The following is a 21,856-nucleotide window of genomic DNA, read 5'->3' as shown; positions in this document are numbered from 1 at the left end:
AAGCTAACGGGGCAGTTAGTTAAACAAGAAAATGTTATGGAGGTAGATTTTATGTATTCTAATTATGAATGTTTTATTGATATTCAATTTGACGGCGGAGATATTCAAATTGACGTTTCGGATGATATACAGTTATTTAGTTTTAAATCTGGTATAGGTTTTGTTGCAGTCCCACATTTACTTTCAACGCTTTCTTTACTTTATAAGGAAGAAATTAGTGAGGCACAATTGGATTGTCATGGAAACTCTGATTACTATATATTTTCCAGATACGGTACCAACCTTCTAATCGAACATAACGAACAACATCTGGAAAGTACTGTGTTTAACTATCAATTTAAGCTAAGAGAATATATGAAAGCTCTTGATACAGGATTTCAAAAGTAGCTGCAACAACTTGAGAAGGAAGGAATATTCCCTTTAAAAACTCAAGAATTTGGTCATCCATTAGGTGATGATGTATTAAATGCTTTTTCTGATTTTTCATCACTTTTAAACCGTTAATTTTATCAAAATTGGAAGAGAAAACCTGATAGTGCCCAGTTTACACCACTCCAAAATCGGGGTAGGGAAAGGGAGTCACTTGTCGTCTTCGAATGTAAAAACAAATAGACAAAAATGAAAAAACAGCAATAATTCGTTCGGAAAATCAGCTTGAAATAGAAGACCAGTCGCGAACGTTCTTTTTCTGTTTTTCTTACATTTTAGCCTTTCAGTATTTCATATACTTTCTCTAATTCTTCTATTTCCTCTGAATACCATTGATTCTGATGTATTACCTTAAGGAGTTCATTTGTACTTTGCAGTAAACTTTCGATCATCTGCGAAATATTTACAGTACATGTATGTTCTATTTCTGAAGAAGACAACTTTTCATGAATAAATGCTAATGCTGCAATTTCATCATTAATTTTAATAACTTTTACTGCGAAAGAACCATCCATAAAATCTAGCTCTTCTATAATTTTCGATTTGCTATTTTTTATACGAATGAGCGAATTATGCCACCAAGTCAACACAATAACAATAAAATCATTCCAGTTTTCCTCAGGAAAGAAGAAGTTCTCACTTCTTATAGAAAAGTATATTTCTCCAGTTACCTGTCTACGGAACTCTAAGTTATCTTTATTAGTATGTACGAGAAATTCAGAAAACGGCATATTATTCCTCCTAGTTTATGCGATTGGCAGTTTCTATATCTTTAGCTTTGTGTTTATATACATTTCTATTTTTATTTGGCCAGATTTTCCTTATATTCTCACTCGATCGTCTTGTATTTTTTTCAATCCAGTTATTAGATTTTCTCCTTTTTTAATTACTTCTGATAACCTGTGATATGTAAACTCAGTTCTTAACGACGATTCCTTTTAATGATATCTAGTTTTAGGCTCCTCCAACTATTATAAGACTAAAACTGAGATGAAGAATAATACTTGCTATGCTAATTGCGGCCAGCGTATTTCTTACTTTCCCTTTGACTCCCAAAAGCCCCAACAAGAGCGAAATAATGGCAAATATTAAGGGGAAAAATACAGGCACGACTGAAGGAGTAATACCAAATACAAAAAAGCTATCGGTAAAAAGAGCAGTAAAAGGTTGCAAGTACGATAGTAAAAGAAAAAGTCCTGAACCTACAGATAAAATCCTTTTGGTCATGACAATCCTCCTCTTATATTTCTTAATAGATACGATGAATTAAATCAGTTCTATTCAAGAAAACAGTAAAGCAGTCTTCTTGTAGCCTGCTTTACTGTTCTTAATATCATAGGTCGCCAAATTAACTGAATTCTCTTATTACTAACAAAATACCAAAATATGTTATAAATAAGCTACCAACAACTATAAAAATTTTCATTAACCAGAAATTGATGACGGGGGTAAAAAGACCATCTCTGAAGATGGCAAAATCGTCGGTATTTAAGAACCGATCTTTCCGAATATAAAAAAATGACATATAAACGGCGATAAAACAAATAATTAAAAATAAAATTGACCCTAATTGATCTCCTGACATTTTTCTCCTCCTCCAAAAGAATTTGACTTAACCGATTTTTTTAGGTTTGTTGGCTAGTTGTATATCTAAGTGCACTACATATTATTCCATATCCTCCCTATTTTCTCCTTTAACTTTTGTAACGGGTTATTTTTAGATAAGAATTAACAGGACTTTTAAATTTGAGAAAGAAGATGCACGAACGATTGTACTTTTATAACATGGAATCAAAGAGGCGGTGAGCAACTGATGATGACACCTAGTGAAGTTTGCAAGCAATTGAATATTTCTTCTTCGATGTTAAGAAAATACAGCCTTCGCTTCGAATCTGAAGGTATTCTCTTCCAAAGAAACAAAAGTAACAGCCGAATTTACACCGTCACAGAGGTCGCGGCGCTAAGGGAGTCTGTGACGGTCACGAAAAGCGGTGACATAACGTTCGAGAATGCTGTCAGGGAAGCTGCTAAGGGGTTAAAAGGCGCATCTACAATAACGCCAGAAAGGCGTCACAAGCACACCGCCTCGGCGTCATGACGACGTCGCGGCATCCGTTGTTTTGAAGAAATTGGAAGTCCTTGAAGAAGAGAACCGAAGTTTGAAAGAAGAGATGCGAAAACGTGACTCTTTGTTTGTGGAAGCCTTAGAAGAGATGAAGCATAAATTAGATCGGATAGAAGACCATCAGAAGCAACTAGCTGCACCAACGTCCGAAGAACCAAAGATAGATGCTTTAGAATCATCTTCACAGCAGGAAGAAAGCGAACCTGAGAAAGTAACGCCTAAAAAAGACACCCGAAGTTTGTGGGCTAGAATCTGGAACAAATAAAGGTCGCTATTTCAGCGGAAACGAATGTAACTTAAGTGCAGTTAAGTTACATTCAACCCATAGCACTGGCTATGTTTTTGAAATTAAAGTTTAAAAGTGAGGGTGCAACGTATGGAATACAGTGGCGGTTATTTTCTTCTGTCTGCAGCAAGCACCAATCAAGCTTATTATCTTAAACCAGTAGTGAACGGTGATTTTTACGTCGAAAAGCTGATTTCGGTGGACGAAAAAGTGGGTGGTGTCTTTCCCAATCTCTTCGACATTTGGGCGAATCGAAAAACCGAAAGACCGACACCGGTTTTATCTAACCAGGTGCTGGACAAGGTATTGGTATCCATGGTGTTCGGAACGTTGAAGGAAGCATTGGAGGGCTTCCGGGAAGCGAAGCCTCAAGATCCATCCGTTATCTTGATAGGGATCAGTCTGGATGAGAAGCACCTTCTGGACTTTCACGACTGGAGGGATCATAGCAATAACGAAAACGGCGAAGGAGTCGTCCTTTGCTTGGAGAAAAAGCAGCCAGCCAGCAGGGAAGGGATATTCGCCGGCTACGACATTGCGGGGTATGAACTGGGTGGGAGGTTCCTTTCTTTCCTGGGTAATGACTTGCTCCAGGATTACCTGGCTTTTAATCCTAACCTTTCCATCAATAAATTCGGTTTGTTTCCAGAGCAGCAAACAGTTGAAGAGCTAGCCTGCTATACGAATAATGTTCTCAAGGACCTGGTTGGGGCGGAAGAAGATTTGATGTGGCTGCCGTGGAAAATCACAGTTTATGAAGGTCTCTAAATTAAAATTTCCTAGTTATTTAAAAGCTATATACTTACCTTAATCGAATGTAACTTATTGTGATTAAGTTACATTCAAAACCCGTGATAGCAACTATAAAAACAGATGGAAATATTGAAAATACGCTGCCTAATTCCTGAATTGAAGGGACATGATCTTGATGTATTTGAAAGAAGAAACGCTTTTCAGCAGTACCCAGTGGCCCATTATTGATGCAGATTGCAAGGGCAATTTGGTGATTGTTCTGTTGAAAGATAAGGGAGAAAATATGGTCCAGTTAAACGGCGAAACAATTTTTACGGGCCCAACTGGATTTTCTAAAATCCGTTTTACAACCGAACATTTCTGTCTCTTGAACCACACGACCTTATCTTTTTATACCCTGACAGGGGAATTTGTTTTTGAATGCGAGGTCGGCAGCGATGTCTTTGAATTATTCCCTTATCGACAAGGCGTGCTGTGTATTTATGGCGACGAAGGCGTGTTCGGCAAGAAGCTCGGCAAAAACCGATTAATTTACGCTGCACCCTTTCAGCAGCCAGAATCCTACTACGACATCGCTATCCAGAACCAGCTGTTATATGAGTCTCTTTTTGCTCGTTATAAACCCTATGCCTGCCTTGGTTTTAGTATGGAAACCAATGAGCTGTTCTTCTTAGACGCGCAGCTAAAAAGAGAAAGAACAATGAACGTTCCTTTTGATGCGGGCAATGTCATCGCGTTTGCCCTTACCTATGAATTTGGGGTGTTTCTTGAAGAAAATAAGCTGTGGTTATGGGAATTTGAAACAACGGGACAGGTTTCGGAATATCCTGGAGCGTTCGCCTATACTACCAGAGCGATTTTTTCTCGCCATGAGTATTTATTTCTGGCTGTTTCGGAACATGAAGTACAGGTTTTCAAACCAATCGTGAACCGTTATTTATAAAGTCAAATACCCGAAAAAAATATAATGGATAGAATCATAAATCGGATTGTGAATGTAACTTAATAGTAATTATGTTACATTCACAATCCTATTTTCAGAGAAGTAATTATCAGATGCTCACACGCGTTTTCATCACAGAAAATCACTATAACGATTTTGAGGAGTTGCTGCAACAGGAATAGGGCAACGAGTCTCCAGCCTGGGATGGGTCTGTATTCGGATGAACAGCCGATAGGGAATTCAAGAAAATTTCTACTCAGTTTGAATGTAACTTAACTCCAATTAAGTTACATTCAATCTCCCAGTTTTATGCGCTTTATTAGTAAATCCATCGAAACTGATTTCATTAGAAAAAATGATACATTCAAAAGGTGGGGCTATAAGGGTTTACAACCCGCATTTCAAAAGGATCTTTGTTTACCTATCAAGAGTTGTCGAAAGAAATAACATGTAAACCTGGTTTTGGAATTATTTGTGCTGTTATTAACTAGTTTAGTATTTCAACAAAACAATCGCTGCTTGTGACGCGAATGCAGGAACACCTTATAATTGGAGGTAGGATGCTTATGAGCAACATAAACACCCAAGCGTTATGAAGGTATCTGAAAAACAAAAAATAATCTTTGTTTTAGTGCTGGCAATCCTTGCCTTTATCTACTCCATTGCAGATATCATCTACCAAATACAGTTAGATATATCTCCGAGACCGTCTTCCTGGTATGTGTTTATTTATAGCCTTTTCATTATTATTGTGTTACTAATCGTTGATATTAAAGGAATGGAATAAAATTGAATAGACTAGAAATTACCTTTCTGATTATTAGCGGAAAGGCATTTATGTATTTTCTTGACGAGCACTGAAATGGCTTTAGCAGAAAAAACTGACTGGTTAATAATTAGTATTTAAAGTATTACTTTCCAAGCTTCGTAAGCTCTCATTTGAAAAGGATCAGGTTTACATATGACCGCTTATCGGAAGAGAGGGAACTTAGTATAAAGTTCCCTCTCTTTTTTGTTTGTGAAAGTGTACTTTTACCAACGGCTTCACCATTGAATAGAAAAAATTAAGAGCATAAGAATAAATTTTATCAGATTGATGTGTGAACATACCGGAATAGTGAATTTTGTCAGATTATTAATATATTCTAAAAAATTTTTTCATTTTTTAGCTAAAAGTATATTTTTTTATATACTTAGTATAAGTTTACTTTACTTTTATAAATGAATAATTTATAATTTAGTTCAAGAGGTGATGATTATGAAGAAAGATTTTGGTGATGCGATATCCAATAAAGTTTATGAATATCGAGTACTTGCCAGAATGTCTCAGCAAGAATTAGCGGAAAAGGTCGGGGTTTCCAAACAAACCATCTTTGTTATGGAAAAAGGAAATTATGTTCCGACTCTGTTGTTGGCTTTTCGAATTGCCGATTTTTTTGATGTTGATGTAAACGCTATTTTTACTTATGTGAAAGGAAATGATCAGAATGATAACTAATTCTATCTCAGACATCCATAACGCTATTTTTAACCCTTTAAGGTCCTGGGCTGAACAATCTACGGGAAATTGGAACATGCTTATTGGAGTTGGTTTTTTACTGGTTATGGGGAGTGCAATTTTTCTCTATGCAGTTTATAGGAAGATTGGAGAAGGTGACGAACGGACAAATCAAATCTTTTTAAAAAGTAGTTTTTATATGCTGGGAGCGATCATATTGTGTGACATGATTTTTCCTAAAGAGTATATGTGGACCATTTTTTTCCTTTTCAAATATACACTGGCGTTTTTAGCAGCTGGAATTTACCTGGCAGTCCAATATAAAAAGGATTTTGCATAACGGAAAGTCGAGGAGCGAAACCCACCCTTGAATCGAGCAGGAGAATGCTTACTCAATAAAAAAAAGGAGTAAGAGATAGTAAGTAACAAGAGTTTACATCTCATCGAGTTATCGGAAGGAATGAAGCCGAACGTTGGTTTCTTTCTCTCCTTTAATTCGTACAAGTGTACTTTTACGAATGGTGCTATTTAATTAACAATATTTAGAATAAACTGGATAAACTTCGCGAGAGATGATACGCTTACTTTAGATATTCCGAAAACTGAATATAAAAACACTAGGGGAGTCTTTTAAGACTGAGATGGAGCAATCCGGACCCTTTGAACCTGATCTAGTTGAAACTAGCGTAGGGAAGTGGTTGCTATGTATTTTATCTATTCCTAAAATATATCCAAAACCACTCCATCGCTGGAGTGGTTTTTTTATTTGGCAGTTATTTTTTTGTGCGCTAGGGATGGAGTGAAGGAGAAAATACATGAAAACTAAAAAGTTGCATATTATCTCAACAGGAAGGCAAAAACCGGAACAATTAGCAGATATTATCGGCAGGATTCATTTTGACATCGATTTCATTCATCTTCGTGAAAAAACGAAAACAGCAAAAGAAGTATATGAAATGGTGGAGCTTTTAACAAGCAAAAATGTTCCTCTTTCAAAAATAATAATTAATGACCGGGCGGATGTTGCCTATGTTTCAAATGTGAAAGGAGTGCACTTAGCCTTTCATTCATTGCCTGTTGAAGTTGTAAAACAAAAATTTGAAGATTTGACAGTTGGCTGTTCCGTCCATTCCCTTGAAGAAGCACAAATTGCCGAGCAGCAAGGTGCTGATTATGTGATTTTTGGCCATGTCTATTCAACTCAATCAAAACCTGGACTAATTCCGAAAGGATTGGAACAGTTGAGATCCATTTCTGAATCAATTTCTATCCCCGTCATAGCGATTGGTGGAATAAAATCGACTAATAGTAGGGATGTAATCGAAGCGGGAGCAAAAGGAATCGCTGTATTGTCGGGGATATTGGAAGCGGAAGACCCATTGGAGGCGGTCCAGCAATACCGTTCCTATTTATCAAGATGATATTTGTACTTTCAACGGTTAAGGGGAGATGTTAATGAAAAAAACATACGATGCCATTGTAATCGGCGGCGGAGTCAACGGCGGAGCAATAGCTTTTAATTTGGCGAAAAGAGGAATGAAGGTTTTGTTACTGGAAAAAGACGGGCTTGCAAGTAAAGCATCTGGAGCGGCAGCTGGGATGCTGGGCGCCCAAGCTGAGTTGGATGGAGAGGGGCCGCTTTTTCAATTAGCCAGAACGAGCAGGGGGATGTTCACCGATTTAGCAGATGAACTGAAAATGACGAGCGGTATTGATATTGGACTTGTGAATAAGGGGATGTTAAGGCTTGCCTTAACTGACTGGGAGCAGCAGGAGCACCATCGAATCAGTGAAATCCATAAACAGAATGGGGAATTAGCGGAGTTGCTTACAGGCGAAGAAGCGAGAAAAAGAGAGCCCGCATTGTCTAACGAGGTAATTGGCGCCATGTATCTTGAAAAAGATGGCCAAGTAGCAGCTCTCCAGCTGGCTTTAGGATTTTTAAAATCTGCCTCAGCACTTGGCTGCGTGATTAAAGAATATGTAGAAGTTCATTCCTTTCATTTCTCAAATGGAAAAGTTACAGGCGTCGCTACGAATGAAGGCGATTTTATGAGCAGCAACGTTGTAGTAACAGGAGGGGCTTGGAGCGAGAAGCTGTTGATGAAGATAGGCTTACAGCTAAAAATGTATCCTGTGAAAGGCGAGTGCTTTTCTGTTCGGACAGAGGTTCCCTTATTATCTAGCACAATTTTCACGCCAGGTTGCTACCTTGTTCCAAAAAAAGGCGGAAGAATCATTGTAGGTGCAACCGTCATACCGAATACATTCAATCAACAAGTCACTGTAGAAGGAATTTCTTTATTGATGGGGAATGCAAAAAAACTGGTGCCTTCCATATCGCTAGCCGAGTGGGAAGGTGCTTGGGCCGGAATTCGTCCGCAAACGGCTGATGGCTTGCCTTATCTTGGTGAACATCCCGATTATAGAGGTTTATTTATAGCAACAGGCCATTACAGAAATGGAATTTTGCTGTCGCCGATAACCGGAGAGGTAATGGCTGATTTAATTGAAGGGAAATCTCCTTCAGCTGATATTTCTTCTTTTCGCATTGATCGAACGACTAAAGAAGCAAATCCACTAAGGAGGTGATGAAAGTGAATTTGACAGTTAATGGAGAACAAGTAGTAATCCCTAACACAGTGAAAACGGTGGCAGAATTACTGCAGCATTTTGAACTGAATCAAAAAGTAGTCATTGTTGAAAGAAATGCTGAGATATTGGAAAAAGCGAAACATACAGATACCCAGGTTTCTCATGGAGATAAAATCGAATTAGTACATTTTGTAGGAGGCGGATGAACATGTTGAAAATAGGCGAATATGAATTTACATCAAGGTTATTATTGGGTACGGGCAAGTATCCTAATTTTATTATCCAAAAAGAGGCGGTGGATGTCTCGGGAACAGAGATACTGACGTTTTCGGTCCGTCGAATGAATATATTTGAGGCCAGTCAGCCAAATTTTCTGGAGAATTTGGATGTAGCAAAGTACACGTTACTTCCAAATACAGCCGGTGCCAAGACCGCTGAAGAGGCAGTCCGGATTGCAAAATTGGCTAAGGCCTCAGGTCTTTGCGACATGATTAAAGTAGAAGTGATCGGCTGCCAAAAAACGTTGCTGCCGGACCCAGTTGAAACATTAAAAGCATCAGAAGAACTATTAAAAGAAGGATTTACAGTCTTGCCCTATACATCCGACGATGTTCTGCTGGCAAGACGTCTCGAGGAGTTAGGCTGTCACGCTATTATGCCTGGTGCATCTCCGATTGGATCTGGCCAAGGAATAATCAATCCATTGAATCTTTCCTTCATCATCGAACAGGCAAGTGTTCCTGTGATCGTTGATGCCGGCATTGGAACACCTTCTGATGCTGCTGTTGCAATGGAAATGGGAGCGGCCGGAGTTTTGCTGAATACCGCTGTATCTGGTGCGAAAGATCCGGTGAAAATGGCGGAAGCTATGAAGCTGGCAGTTGAGGCAGGCAAACTCGGATTTGAAGCAGGGCGGATTCCGAAGAAACGGTATGCTACTGCCAGCAGTCCGCTTGAAGGGATGAGCATCAGTTGAACGGACGGTACTCTCGACAGGAGCTTTTTGAACCGATAGGGATAGAAGGGCAAGCAAAATTGAAGGAAAAGCATGTCTTAGTTGTCGGAGCTGGCGCATTGGGAACTGGCAGTGCCGAAATGCTTGTTCGGGCAGGAATAGGTAAACTGACTATCGTTGACCGGGACTATGTAGAGTGGAGCAACCTTCAGCGCCAGCAGCTTTATACCGAAGAGGAGGCGGAACAACGGACCCCAAAAGCAGTTGCGGCTAAAAAACGACTAACGGCTATTAACTCTGAGGTGGAAATCCATTGTCATGTCATGGATGTCTCAGTCGAAGAAATGGAGCAATTGGTGGAAGACGTTGATTTGATTCTTGATGCAAGCGACAATTTTGATATCCGGATGATTATCAATGATATTTCCCAAAAAAATCTGATCCCTTGGATTTACAGTGCATGTGTTGGAAGTTATGGTATCAGCTATACAATCATTCCGGGAGATACACCGTGTCTGAATTGCCTGCTGGAGAGTGTACCGATGGGAGGCGTAACTTGTGATACGGTGGGGATCATCAGCCCTGCTGTCCAAATGGTCCTGTCTTTTCAAATTTCAGAGGCCTTAAAAATTTTGGTCGAAGATAGACTTCATTTAAGAAACAAGCTGGTCTCCTTCGATCTATGGAAAAACCATCAATCATCTATCAACGTCGATAAGATTAAAAAAGAAGATTGCCCTTCTTGCGGGGCGGAGCGTTCTTATCCTTATCTTTCTTTCTCAAACCAAACAAAAACTGCCGTTTTATGCGGTAGGGATACGGTTCAGATCCGTCCTTCCCAACCGATAGACAGAGACTTAGAAAGCTTGGAGAAAGCCTTGTCCAGACAGCCAGGAAAGGTTTCACGCAATCCATATCTGCTATCTTTCTCGACCGCAGCGCATCGCCTTGTCATTTTTAAGGATGGCCGTGTTTTAATTCATGGAACGAAAAGCATTTCTGAAGCTAAAACTTTATACCACCGTTATATAGGTTAATGTGCCTTTATCGTAATTTTTATTGAGGTTGTGCATTTTATTATTTATCTATCAACTTTTTTAAAAGTTTAGGGAAGTTAAAAATTAGGAGTGATTAAATATGAACAGAACAGTATTAGTAACAGGCAGTAGCAGAGGTTTGGGAGCCTCAATTGTAAAAACATTGGCACAACAAGGGTTTAAAGTGGTTATCAACTACTATAAGAGCGAAGGCGCCGCTGAAGAGCTTGTTTCTGAGCTCGGAAAGGAGAATGCTATTGCAATTTGTGCCGATGTCACAAATCGTAAAGAAGTTGATGCCTTGGTAAAGAAAGCAACGGAATATTTCGGTCAAATAGATGTTGTAGTCAACAACGCATTGGTAGACTTCAAATTTGATCCAAACAAACAGAAATCCTTTACTGAACTTACTTGGGAGGATTACCAAAAACAGCTAGATGGTACTCTAAAGGCTGCATTTAATGTCGTTCAAAGCGTGATGCCACAATTTATGGAAAGACAAAATGGAAGCATTATAAGTATCGGTACCAATTTATATCAAAATCCTGTGGTACCTTACCATGAATATACAACAGCTAAGGCTGGATTAATTGGTTTTACCCGCAATCTCGCTTCGGAACTGGGCCAGTACGGCATAAAAGCAAATGTAGTTTCAGGTGGCTTATTGAAAACGACCGATGCCAGTTCTGTTACAACCCCGGAAGTATTCGATTTAATTGCTCAATCAACGCCATTGAAGAAAGTGACGACTCCTGAAGATGTAGCCAATATGGTCGCTTATTTATCTTCAGAGTATGCGGATGGTATTACAGGTCAGAATATTACTGTAGATGGTGGGTTGACAATGAACTAGGAACTTCACTTAAAAAAGAATATTTAAAACAGTCAATCATGACATACATTGAGGTGTAACAATGAAAAAAAATCAAGGCAAACAACTACACTTAGGTGTTTTGCTGTATGGATGTGGACATCATCAAGCTGCTTGGTTAATGCCTGATTCGAGCGTGGAACGCATTGGAGACATTTCCTACTATCAATCCTTAGCACAGTTAGCCGAAACGGGTTGCTTTGATGCAGTTTTTTTTGCCGACAATCAATCATTCCCAGCTAACGATGTCAATGAAATGCCAGCATTTTGGCTAGATCCAATAGTCAGTTTAACCGCTATTTCTCAAGTGACAAATTATGTTGGATTAGTTTCTACAATCTCAAGCACCTTTTCGAATCCTTTCACTGCTTCAAGACAACTGTTAAGCCTAGACCATATTACAAATGGACGTGTTGGGTGGAATCTTGTTACCTCAATGACGAATTGGGAAGCATTAAATCATAGTATGAAAGAACTGCCTTCTCATGATGAACGGTATGAAAAAGCTGAAGAATTTGCTGCCTTGATGAATAAGTTATTTCTATCCTGGGACAGTAATGAGTTTTTATCTAATCGATCAGAAAGACAGTTGATCAACCCTGTAAATATACGGCCTGTTAACCATAATGGTACCTATTTTAAAGTAAAGGGCCCATCCACAACGCCAAGAAGCCCACAAGGAAAACCAGTTGCAATGCAAGCAGGGGCCTCTAGACAAGGTATTGCATTAGCCTCGAAATATGCAGATGCAGTCTATTCAGTATCATGGAACTTAAACCAAGCAAAAAAGTTCCGCGAAAAGTTGGATGAACAAGTCAAGCAAAACAAAGGCTTCGATCGCCACATTAAAGTATTCCCAGGATTAGTCACGTATGTAGGTCGTACTCATGAAGAAGCACTTGCAAAAAAATCCGCTTTAGATGAGAAATTACCTGTAGAAACGGCTTTAAAACGATTGAGTTTTTTTCTTCAACAAGATTGTTCTAAGTGGGAAATCGAAAAAAAAGTACCTCCATTGCCCTCGGCAGAAGAATTTACAGGTCCAGTTGGACGATACGAAACCATACTGGAAATTATTCATGATACGCAACCTACAGTAAAAGAACTGTTAGGATATCTTAATGCAGGCGGTGGGCATTTCACGCTCATTGGTACTCCCGAGGAAATTGTAGATCAGATGGAAGTATGGTTAGAGGCGGGTGTAGCTGACGGATTTAATCTTATGCCTCCTACATTACCGGACAGTTTAGAGGACTTTGTGGAACTCATTGTTCCTGAAATGCAAAAAAGAGACATCTTCAGAAAACAATATGATGGAAATACTTTTCGCGAGCATTTAGGATTATTAGTATGAAGTGACTGAAATAGAGGCAGAGGTAGTTTTAAACGGCTAAGCTAGCGGATATACGAGTCTTTACTGCAAAATTAAACAAGTGTGAAAGATGCTTTGGGAGCGACATTTTTGAATACCATTTTCTACAATTTTCACCTGACAAAACAATTTTCTAGTGAAGTAGTTGGGTTACATATGACCGAATTATCGGAAGCTGTTTAAATACAAAGAGAGAGAAGAAGCTAATCAAAGCACACCTTCTCTCTCTTTTGTCTGTAAAAGTGTACTGTTACGAACACTTTGAAAGGAGACGTAATTGACGTAACAGATTGCGAATCGGCTATTCGAAGGAAAACTCTGCTTCAAGACCTTCTGCCGCTAAATTTACGAGAGGTTACTTGTGGTCTCCTTAATAAGTGCTCCGGCAAAAGGACAAGAGAAATAAAAGAGTGTCTTTTAATAAGGCACTTACGAATACTCTTTAATAACCTTGAAATTTTTTTAAGAAAAGACCGCTAAAAAAGAGAATCAATTTATTAATGAACGTTATAGATGCAAAGACTAATCCTGCAAAACTGCCCCAATACCGTCACCCGAATAGTTTTCGATTATATTAAGAGTAAATAGATAGCTGATAAGTGAGATTCCGATTATAGTTACAGCGCCAGAACTTAACCATTTATTCGGATTAGAACCGGCTATTTTTCTTACTTAAAAATTTAATAAGACAAGAATTACTCCCATGAACAAAATTGACATGTAAAGTGCCTACTTTTCTAACAAACTTAATGAAGCTTACTTTTCATTCTATTTTACTTATATAAGTTAACCAATCCTTGTTTCTAATAAAATTAACTGGGTTTGGATTGTTTTTCTACAGTTTCTCCACAGTTTCTCGATAAAAGTTTTATAAATTGAAAGCTAAAGAATTGGCTCAACTGTAAGATTTTAATTCAAGAACTAGAGGAGGTTTTTTATGTTTCCGAAAAACCAAAATGGGCAATATTTATTGGTTATAGAGACCAAAATATTAAATGAGGTACGGAATTGTTTGGTTGAAGAAAACATCGGAATTGTCAAAAATGGAGAAAGATTTATGAAATACTTCTTGAAGAATTCTACGTCAGACGGGGTTTTAATTAAGACTATTAAAGAAATGACTTTTGATTTAAATATGCCCACATCTACACTTACCAAAATACTGAACATTCTCGAAGATCAACAAATTATTTATCGACGAAAGGGCATCATAGGGGTGTGGAGAAAATGAACAAAAACCTACCTCTTCTCTTTTTTCTTTCCTATGATTGTTTTAGCAAATCTTATAGAAAAGGCTCACTATCCTTAAGCCCCAATCTTGCTCGATTGTTATAATGGAAGAAATGGTATTCTGCAACAATTCATTCGATTTATGAATTTTAACCTCCTGCAAATAGGGGAAGGAGGAACTCTCTTTTTTCTTTAAATAAACATTAAATATAAGAAGCGTTCTTTTATAAGGTTTCATGCAAACTTTTTAAGACAATATGTTCTTCTAAATTTGCTTCCATCTACTGCTTCTTTTTATCTGCCAGTTCCTTTATATATTTCACTCCTCCATTTGAATTTAAAGTCAAATTTAGTAAAGTAATCGAATAAAAAATCCGTTATCCTAACAACATTATAGTTAGTCTATTAAAAAATTAATAAATAAAGGAGTTTTGGCTTGGCATACAAGAGAAGATGTTTTAATAGAAGCAGCTCCCTAGCAATAAAGAGGCAAAAGTAGCTATCTGAACTCTATATCTGAAATTTCTCTTAGGTACGAATTGGAAGAATGAGGTTATTGAGAACTCAAAAGAAGGTTTTCAGCGATAAATTGGACAAAGCCACTTCCAATAAGAAACTAAAAGAAATCTTAGAGAAGGAGATAATGGAAAATCCATTTGCTGAAACTCTCGCTTTTGAATTAAGTTTCACTTGCAGGGGTGCTGAGATCAAGTTACCTTAAATGACTTTCACTTAATCGATCTAATTGGATTTTAATTGAATCATAAAGAACGAGCGAAATGCAGCATACAGTGATATCAAGTCTTTAGAAAAGCTCAGACATGAAAGAAGCACAGGTAGCCTTACATTGGCCAGCTGTGCTCTTTTATATAAGAAGGAGTAAAAGCTCCATAATGAGAGCAAGAATTAATAATTCTAACCGCCAACCCAATACTAGTGTTAAAGCTAATTACGGTGAACTGGGATATGCAAGTGTAGAAATTTTCAGAGAAATGGCAAGGTTTTTGAAAAAGAAATCATATTGAGAATGGCTTTACTATAGCTCCCTATGATCTGTGAATATCTATCTGTTTATTTCATTCTCCATAGTTTCTCCACAACTATCTCATATTATTGAGAAGGATTTTTGAAAGAAGAAGAAAATTAAAGAAAATGATTTTATGCTATGGCAGGTTTACACATACACAGTAAGAAGAACCTTTAAGAAAAAGCTGGTAAGTTATTAGCTGTAGAATGACAACTCACTAAAGAATGAACATCCGGAAGGGGAACAAGAAATTGAGCTTGAAATTAAAATGGATGGTGACGGGCGTTTCATCTGTATTAGCCTTCACCATGTATTTGCCAGCAACAAATGCAAATACAATAAGCGAACTTGAAAAGAAGCAACAGGAAACCGAACAAAAAAAGAGTGAATTGGATTCTGGAATTCAAGAGAAATCAAATGCGATCAGCAAAAATCAAACGAAGCTAACCGGAATTATGGCAAAAATTACGGAACTGGATAACCAAATCACCGAAACTGCACGCCAAGTTGCAGGTGTTCAAGAAGAAATCGACCAAACAAAAATTGAAATTGATGAACTGAAAAAATCAATTGAAGAACTTGAAGAAAAAATTGCGGAACGGACGGAATTGCTGAAAGAGCGTGCCCGTGCCATTCAAATGAGTGGCGGGTCGGTGGATTATATAGATGTCTTGCTTGGTGCGAGTAGTTTTATTGATTTTATCGATCGTTTCTCTGCCGTGAATACATTGATTGAAGCAGATCGAGACATTATGCTGCAACAAGCGCAAGATAAAGAGCTTTTAGCAAAACAGAAAGCGGAAGTGGAAACGAAGCTTGCCGAACAAAGAGACCGTCAAGCAGCGCTTCAGGTACTTAAAAATTCACTTGACGCTCAAAAGAGCGAGCAGGATGGACTGGTAAAAGAGCTGACAGCCGAACAGAACCGATTAGCACATGCAAAATCCGAACTGGAAGATCGATTTGAAGAAGAAATCGAAATCAGTGTTGGGTTGGAACAACAAATCGTGGCTGAACAAGCCCGTCTCGCTGAGTTGGCAAGGATAGCGGAAGAAGAACGTAAACGGACATTAGCTGCCGAAGAAGAACGTCAGCGGCTAGCGGCGGTTGAAGCCGAAAAACAGCGCCAAGCAACCTCTGAAAAGAACGCGGAGGAAAATCGTTTGGCTGCAGACCGCAAAGCGGCAAGTACCTTAAAAAAATCTGAAAACGCGAGTGCTTCAAGTACACCAAGCCCTGCACAGAAGCCGGAGTCGAATTATACAGCCCCTGCAGCTTCGACAAGCTCTCCCTTTATCAGACCAGCAGCGGGCCGGCACACATCCGGCTTTGGCGGACGAGACATCGGAGATGGAGCTGAAACGCATTTAGGATACGACATTGCGAATGTAACGAGTACACCGATCCTGGCCGCGGCCGCGGGGTATGTGTCCTATGCGGGCATAATGGGTGGATATGGAAATGTGGTGATTCTTACTCATTCGATTAATGGACAGACGCATGCCACTGTTTACGCTCATCTGAACTCCATTGGAGTTTCAGTCGGCCAGTCTGTTTCACAAGGACAACAAGTTGGCGGCATGGGCAATACGGGGCGTTCTACAGGAACGCATCTGCACTTTGAAGTTCACGTAGGGCCTTGGAACGGTGCGCGTTCAAATGCTGTAAATCCAGCTCCATATATTAGGTGATCCTGTAAATAATCGGCATAGAAGAAAATGCCGGTTGTTTTTTCTCCTAATCGATTTTAAGGTAAGGTAGGCCAAATCATGTTGCCAAGAACGCAAACAAACACTAAAAAAAGCAAGAAGAAAACACCTGCATTAACGGCTTTATACTATTTGACCATTATTCTCTCCACGTGTTTACTGGTCGCCGCTTTGGCGTATATCTACTTCAATATCGAACATTTAGCGCGTGAAAATTCCGAGTCGGATGATCTGAAATATCAAGCAGCATCCGAGTTGAGTTCACCAAGTTCTCACTTTGAACTCCTTAAGCCGGCAGATGGAACCACTGATTCTTCAGATGCTATTCTCACTCCTGATAAAATGTCCATACTGGATACGGAACAGCCGTCAAGAGATGAATATCAACCTACTATGAAAGATTTGTTTAAAGAAAGAAATCTAGCTCCTGAGAATACCGTAGATCTATTTGAAAATATAAAATCAATTAATAAACCAGAAACCCGACACTCGACTTTCGGAAGGGAAGTCATTTACATTTATCACTCCCACAGCAGAGAAGCTTTTTTGCCGTATTTAAAAAACACAGATCAACCTGAAGAGGCCTATCATTCAAGAGCCAACATTACACTGGTTGGCGAAATGCTCGGAAATTCCTTGGAAAGAAGAGGACTAGGGACGACAGTCAATTTTAACGACATCGTCCAAGAGTTGAATTCAAGAGAATTAGACTATGGCAGTTCTTACTTTGTTTCTGGAGAACATGTTAAGGCAGCCCAAAAGGTAAACAGTGATCTCGAAATTTTCTTGGATATACACCGAGATTCATTGCGCAAAGATTCTACCACTATAGAAAAAAATGAGGAAGGATATGCGCGGCTGCTGTTTGTTGTTGGAACGGGCCACAAGGAATTCGAAAAGAATCTAGCTTTCGCAGAAGGATTACATCAACAGCTTGAAATTCACTATCCCGGATTGTCCAAAGGAATACTTGAAAAAGATAGCAGTCAAGGGAACGGTGTCTACAATCAAAATCTGTCTCCAAACTCGGTCATTGTTGAAATTGGCGGCGTCGATAATACGGTAGAAGAACTTCACCGGACAGTTGACGCGTTGGCCGATGTTTTAAGCGATTATTACTGGCATGGAGAAAAATAAGCTAGTCAACTAGCTTTTCCTTCCAGAGGCAAGAAGAAGGTAGCCCAGTTTACACATGACCGCTTATCGGAAGCAGGATTAAAGCACGTTAGCAAGGGTATATTACGAAAGTATGGTAAATTTTTAATGAAGAAAAATTATACATAGAATAAAAACAAATAGTTAGGAGGGGATTTTGTGTCAACGCTCGATATTGAATATGCAAATGTTGAGGAAGCTGCTGAAACTGTATTCAACATTTTAAAAGATAGTATTGGAGTAAATACGTTCTTTATCGCAAAGAATGATGGCTATACAGTGGATGTGCTAAAAGCTTTCAACCGAGAAAAATTGTTGTTGGAAGAAGGATTTCAAACGGAATTCAATCAATCTTATTGAATACATATTATTCGGAGTGGTCGGGAACCGCTCATTATACCAAATTTAAATGAAAACGATTTAACCAAAAACATGGAAGTCACTAAAGGGTGGGGAGGGGGATCCTTGATTGGGATTCCCATCATTTCTAAGACAGGTAAGAAGTTCGGTACACTATGCGGTATGGATGATCGGCCATTCGAGTTTCAAGAAAAAGACATCTCGTTATTTAAGAGGATGGCTGACTTGCTTACCTATATACTAGAAGTGGATAATGCTTACCAAGAGGTACTGAAACTCTCTACCCCCGTCGTTCTTGTCTCAGCTCGAGTTGGCGTTCTTCCAGTAATAGGAGATATTGATGCTAAACGAAGTAATCAAATGATCGAAACGATTTTGATGGAAAGCAAAAGGCTTGACCTTGAACATTTAGTCATCGATTTATCTGGGATTACAGACATTTCACAGAATGCAGCTTCTTATTTGCTAAGTTTAGGGCAAACTTTAAAATTACTTGGTATTGAAGTTGTTTTTACGGGCATGCGTCCTGACTTAGCTCAAAAAGCAATTTCTTTGCATACAGAATTCAAACATGCCACTTTCTTTTCAAATCTGAAAAGCGGTCTTTCTTTTATTGATAATTAAATCTCCTTTCTCTTACTGTAACTCAGTGACTCAAAACTTATTGCTTTTGTGTCTAATCTTTTAATTAAACCGGACAACTTTTAAACAATGATTATTTTAAATAAGGTGGGTCAATTTCATCAATCTTACTTTTAGAAAGTGCAGATTACTCGAGACTAATTTCGTGAGTTGAGGCATATCTATAATATTACCTCAGGCTGCTTGAGCCCCGAACTTTTTGGGTATCAGTAGCCTAATTTTTTATATAATGCGATCTTCATTCTCATAGCGGTATATTCAATTATTTCCTCCTCGATATGAGCGTTGTTTTATCAAGTTGAAATTAACATACTTGAGTTTCTTCGACTTGATATTAGTTGAAACGTTTTAATAAAGGCATTTTTCTGGAAGTTTTTATGTTAAGGCGTCCTGGTGATAAGGTAATTCTAATTGAAATAAAAGGTTGGAGAGGAAGGAAGGATAGCTTGTTATTGCAGATTTACTTTTAGCTAGTTATTATATATGTTCGCAAAATACCAATTTAACGAACAAATGGAATAGGCATGTAATAAAATAAATAGTATTTAGGTATTTAGCTTCGATTCTACTGAAATTGAGTTGATTGCACAGTGCGCGGAAGAAAGTTTAACGACGTATTTAAACGCGATTCTTTAGCAGTTATCTAATTAACATCGTAATATTCTAGAAAAAGAACTTACTACCTTTATATGTTTGTTTAAATTACATTTTGCGAACAATTAAAATTCTAAATAAAAAGGCTAACACTATTCGGTTTACTTTTTTCAGAAGAGCATCAAACCAATTTGAGTTTATATATGACAGCTTAAGGAAGAGAGTGACCGGGCATTAAGGTCCTTTTCTTCCTTTTGTTTGTTAACGTGTACTTTTGCGAACGCTTATATTAAAGTGCGATGTTGGACTAAATTTTAATTTACATTTTACAATATACTTATGTTCATTCAGTAAAACTTACATGGTATGTCAAAGGAAACAAAAGGAGATGCTACCTTAAAATTGAGTTGCTAGAAGAACTCCTAACTAAATTGCTTCGAAACAAAAAGAAGTTTCTGGTCATAGAAAGCAAAAGCATGTATCGTAGATTCGATAGGAATTTACGATACATGCTTTTTAATTTACTAAAAATTAAGATGAAATGATGGGGGGAATCACATGAATATCCTAGTTGTCGAAGACGATCGCACCATCGCTTCCGGATTAACCTATTCGCTGCAACAAGAAGGTTTCCACACAATAGTGTGTCATACAGCGGCTTCAGCAAAAGTTGCAATCGAACAACAGCTTAGCGACATTGATTTATGCTTGCTCGATTTATCGTTGCCCGATGGAAGCGGCTATGATTTATGCACGCTGGCTAAGACGAAGCGAGACATTCCTGTCATTTTTCTTACGGCGTTTGATGATGAAGTGAACGTGGTCATGGGCTTAGATATGGGAGCCGATGATTACATCACGAAGCCATTCCGCATACGTGAACTTCAATCGCGCATCAATTCGGTGCTGCGCCGCTACCAGCACAAGAGTCCATCTAAATCTGTCATGCAACTGGGAGATGTTCAAGTGGACACAGTGAACGGGAAAGTACATAAAGGCGGCAGCGAAATTTTTTTAACGGCTTTAGAGTATCGGCTGTTATTGATTTTTGTTAACCACATCGGACAGGTTATCACGAGAACTCAGTTGCTCGATCGGATCTGGGATGTCGGTGGAGATTTTGTCAACGACAATACGTTGACCGTTTATATCAAGCGATTGCGTGAAAAACTTGAGGCTGATCCCGGACAGCCCACTCTTATCAAGACCATCCGAGGGATGGGCTACAAGGCAGGTGATTGAGCTTGCTGCGAAATCGCGAAATTCAATTATTCTTAACTGTACTTGTTTTTCTTAGCTTAGCTGGTGTGTTGCTTGCAGCTATTTTCGGTTCTGCTGCAGCCAGTTGGAGTGTGTTTGCCATCTCCATTGTATTGATTGCAACTACTGGAATTTTCACGTGGTGGCGCTATAAGGAGATCGATCGGCTGTCAGGCTATCTGCAAAAAATCAGCAATGGCGATTACCAGTTGGATGTTCGGGACAATACTGAAGGAGAATTGAGCTTGCTTAAGAGCCAAATCTACAAAGTAACGACAAGATTATCAGAGCAAAGCAATATACTTCATGAAGACAAAGAAAAACTGACGAACGCTATCTCTGATATCTCCCATCAATTGAAAACGCCACTCACCTCCATGATGGTCATGGCAGATTTGTTAAGTGACAACCGTCTTGGTGAAGAAAAACGCACTGAATTCACTCGCAATTTGAACATTCAGTTGAAACGGATGGAATGGCTTGTTTCGTCGCTCCTCAAGCTATCAAAAATGGATGCCGGTACGATTACTTTCAAGAAAGAGCCAATAACGGTTAGGAAGCTCATCGAAAAAGCGATCGAACCCCTTTTAGTGCCCATAGATATTAAAATGCAGCAAATAGACATCCAAGGGGACCCTCTTACTGCATTTTCAGGAGACCTGAACTGGACCATTGAAGCGTTAATCAATATTTTGAAAAACTGCGTCGAACATACAGCCCCTGGTGGAAAGCTGACTATTTGTTACACCGAAAATGTACTTTATACTGAAATCATTATCAAGGATAATGGGAGCGGCATATCAAAACAGGACTTGCCGCATATCTTTAAACGCTTTTACAAAGGCAGGAATGCAAGCGATGAAAGTGTCGGCATTGGTCTTGCCATGGCCTATAGCATCATCACTAGCCAACAAGGAGATATCGAAGTGAAGAGCGAACCGGAGATGGGCACGGTCTTTCATATTAAGTTCTACAAGCAGGTAGTTTAAATTGCTCCTGCTTTTTTAGTTGTTCT

The 21,856-nt window shown here is 38.8% G+C and carries 23 protein-coding genes and 1 riboswitch; of the genes, 20 read left to right on the top strand and 3 right to left on the bottom strand.

Annotated features, from left to right (window positions below):
- The first annotated feature begins 51 nt into the window (after positions 1 to 51).
- Entirely contained in the window at positions 52 to 387 is a 336-nt protein-coding gene (locus tag FQV26_RS09840) for a hypothetical protein (RefSeq protein ID WP_261384301.1), read from the top strand.
- A 317-nt stretch (positions 388 to 704) separates the two neighbouring features.
- Here FQV26_RS09840 and FQV26_RS09835 read toward each other — a convergent pair whose 3' ends face one another.
- From FQV26_RS09835 to FQV26_RS09825, 3 genes are all read right to left on the bottom strand, one after another.
- The gene (locus FQV26_RS09835) at positions 705 to 1,160 is read right to left on the bottom strand and encodes a hypothetical protein (RefSeq protein ID WP_146557308.1); all 456 of its coding nucleotides are present in this window, start codon (positions 1,158 to 1,160) and stop codon (positions 705 to 707) included.
- 223 nt (positions 1,161 to 1,383) lie between these two features.
- Positions 1,384 to 1,656, bottom strand: a complete 273-nt coding sequence (locus FQV26_RS09830) for a hypothetical protein (RefSeq protein ID WP_146557307.1) — start codon at positions 1,654 to 1,656, stop codon at positions 1,384 to 1,386.
- Between the two features lie 121 nt (positions 1,657 to 1,777).
- Positions 1,778 to 2,014 (bottom strand): hypothetical protein, encoded by a 237-nt coding sequence (locus FQV26_RS09825; RefSeq protein WP_146557306.1) that lies wholly within the window; start codon positions 2,012 to 2,014, stop codon positions 1,778 to 1,780.
- A 574-nt stretch (positions 2,015 to 2,588) separates the two neighbouring features.
- Between FQV26_RS09825 and FQV26_RS09820 the strand changes: the two genes are divergently transcribed.
- From FQV26_RS09820 to FQV26_RS09730, 19 genes are all read left to right on the top strand, one after another.
- Positions 2,589 to 2,819 (top strand): hypothetical protein, encoded by a 231-nt coding sequence (locus FQV26_RS09820; protein ID WP_146557305.1) that lies wholly within the window; start codon positions 2,589 to 2,591, stop codon positions 2,817 to 2,819.
- Positions 2,820 to 2,930: 111 nt separating this feature from the next.
- Positions 2,931 to 3,608, top strand: a complete 678-nt coding sequence (locus FQV26_RS09815) for a hypothetical protein (RefSeq protein ID WP_146557304.1) — start codon at positions 2,931 to 2,933, stop codon at positions 3,606 to 3,608.
- 157 nt (positions 3,609 to 3,765) lie between these two features.
- A complete protein-coding gene (locus FQV26_RS09810) occupies positions 3,766 to 4,536 on the top strand; it encodes a hypothetical protein (RefSeq protein WP_146557303.1) in 771 nt (256 codons plus the stop codon).
- A gap of 1,258 nt (positions 4,537 to 5,794) precedes the next feature.
- Positions 5,795 to 6,034, top strand: coding sequence for a helix-turn-helix transcriptional regulator (locus FQV26_RS09805; RefSeq protein ID WP_146557302.1), 240 nt, complete (start codon positions 5,795 to 5,797; stop codon positions 6,032 to 6,034).
- A complete protein-coding gene (locus FQV26_RS09800) occupies positions 6,024 to 6,374 on the top strand; it encodes a DUF2178 domain-containing protein (RefSeq protein ID WP_146557301.1) in 351 nt (116 codons plus the stop codon). Before FQV26_RS09805 ends, FQV26_RS09800 begins: the two co-directional genes overlap by 11 nt.
- A gap of 269 nt (positions 6,375 to 6,643) precedes the next feature.
- Positions 6,644 to 6,744: riboswitch (TPP riboswitch) on the top strand.
- A gap of 105 nt (positions 6,745 to 6,849) precedes the next feature.
- On the top strand, positions 6,850 to 7,455 hold the full coding sequence (tenI, locus tag FQV26_RS09795) for a thiazole tautomerase TenI (RefSeq protein ID WP_146557300.1): 606 nt from the start codon (positions 6,850 to 6,852) through the stop codon (positions 7,453 to 7,455).
- A gap of 34 nt (positions 7,456 to 7,489) precedes the next feature.
- Positions 7,490 to 8,626: a glycine oxidase ThiO gene (gene thiO / locus FQV26_RS09790; protein ID WP_146557299.1), complete on the top strand. Its 1,137-nt coding sequence runs from the start codon at positions 7,490 to 7,492 to the stop codon at positions 8,624 to 8,626.
- Positions 8,627 to 8,631: 5 nt separating this feature from the next.
- Complete coding sequence (thiS, locus tag FQV26_RS09785; RefSeq protein ID WP_146557298.1) at positions 8,632 to 8,835, top strand: sulfur carrier protein ThiS; 204 nt, start codon at positions 8,632 to 8,634, stop codon at positions 8,833 to 8,835.
- Positions 8,836 to 8,837: 2 nt separating this feature from the next.
- Entirely contained in the window at positions 8,838 to 9,605 is a 768-nt protein-coding gene (locus tag FQV26_RS09780) for a thiazole synthase (protein ID WP_146557297.1), read from the top strand.
- Positions 9,602 to 10,621 carry a thiazole biosynthesis adenylyltransferase ThiF gene (locus tag FQV26_RS09775; protein ID WP_146557296.1) on the top strand — a complete coding sequence of 340 codons (1,020 nt, stop codon included), beginning with the start codon at positions 9,602 to 9,604 and terminating at the stop codon, positions 10,619 to 10,621. The genes FQV26_RS09780 and FQV26_RS09775 overlap by 4 nt, the downstream gene beginning before the upstream one ends.
- Before the next feature lie 100 nt (positions 10,622 to 10,721).
- Positions 10,722 to 11,474, top strand: a complete 753-nt coding sequence (locus FQV26_RS09770; RefSeq protein ID WP_146557295.1) for a 3-oxoacyl-ACP reductase — start codon at positions 10,722 to 10,724, stop codon at positions 11,472 to 11,474.
- A gap of 61 nt (positions 11,475 to 11,535) precedes the next feature.
- Positions 11,536 to 12,846 carry an LLM class flavin-dependent oxidoreductase gene (locus tag FQV26_RS09765; RefSeq protein ID WP_146557294.1) on the top strand — a complete coding sequence of 437 codons (1,311 nt, stop codon included), beginning with the start codon at positions 11,536 to 11,538 and terminating at the stop codon, positions 12,844 to 12,846.
- A gap of 955 nt (positions 12,847 to 13,801) precedes the next feature.
- A complete protein-coding gene (locus FQV26_RS09760) occupies positions 13,802 to 14,095 on the top strand; it encodes a replication/maintenance protein RepL (RefSeq protein ID WP_146557293.1) in 294 nt (97 codons plus the stop codon).
- Between the two features lie 1,277 nt (positions 14,096 to 15,372).
- Positions 15,373 to 16,812 carry a murein hydrolase activator EnvC family protein gene (locus tag FQV26_RS09755; RefSeq protein ID WP_146557292.1) on the top strand — a complete coding sequence of 480 codons (1,440 nt, stop codon included), beginning with the start codon at positions 15,373 to 15,375 and terminating at the stop codon, positions 16,810 to 16,812.
- A gap of 78 nt (positions 16,813 to 16,890) precedes the next feature.
- The gene (gene spoIIP, locus FQV26_RS09750) at positions 16,891 to 17,967 is read left to right on the top strand and encodes a stage II sporulation protein P (RefSeq protein WP_146557291.1); all 1,077 of its coding nucleotides are present in this window, start codon (positions 16,891 to 16,893) and stop codon (positions 17,965 to 17,967) included.
- 177 nt (positions 17,968 to 18,144) lie between these two features.
- Entirely contained in the window at positions 18,145 to 18,345 is a 201-nt protein-coding gene (locus FQV26_RS09745; protein WP_146557290.1) for a hypothetical protein, read from the top strand.
- Entirely contained in the window at positions 18,346 to 18,969 is a 624-nt protein-coding gene (locus FQV26_RS09740) for an STAS domain-containing protein (protein ID WP_397431022.1), read from the top strand. It abuts the gene before it with no gap.
- A gap of 1,170 nt (positions 18,970 to 20,139) precedes the next feature.
- Positions 20,140 to 20,823 (top strand): response regulator transcription factor, encoded by a 684-nt coding sequence (locus FQV26_RS09735; RefSeq protein ID WP_146557288.1) that lies wholly within the window; start codon positions 20,140 to 20,142, stop codon positions 20,821 to 20,823.
- A 2-nt stretch (positions 20,824 to 20,825) separates the two neighbouring features.
- Positions 20,826 to 21,830, top strand: coding sequence for a sensor histidine kinase (locus FQV26_RS09730; RefSeq protein WP_146557287.1), 1,005 nt, complete (start codon positions 20,826 to 20,828; stop codon positions 21,828 to 21,830).
- Positions 21,831 to 21,856 lie beyond the last annotated feature (26 nt).

Source organism: Planococcus sp. CPCC 101016 (assembly GCF_007859295.1).
In the GTDB taxonomy this organism is placed as follows: Bacteria; Bacillota; Bacilli; order Bacillales_A; family Planococcaceae; genus Planococcus.
The sequence above is the reverse complement of the archived record's forward strand: the minus strand, read 5'-3'. Positions and strand labels throughout refer to the sequence as shown.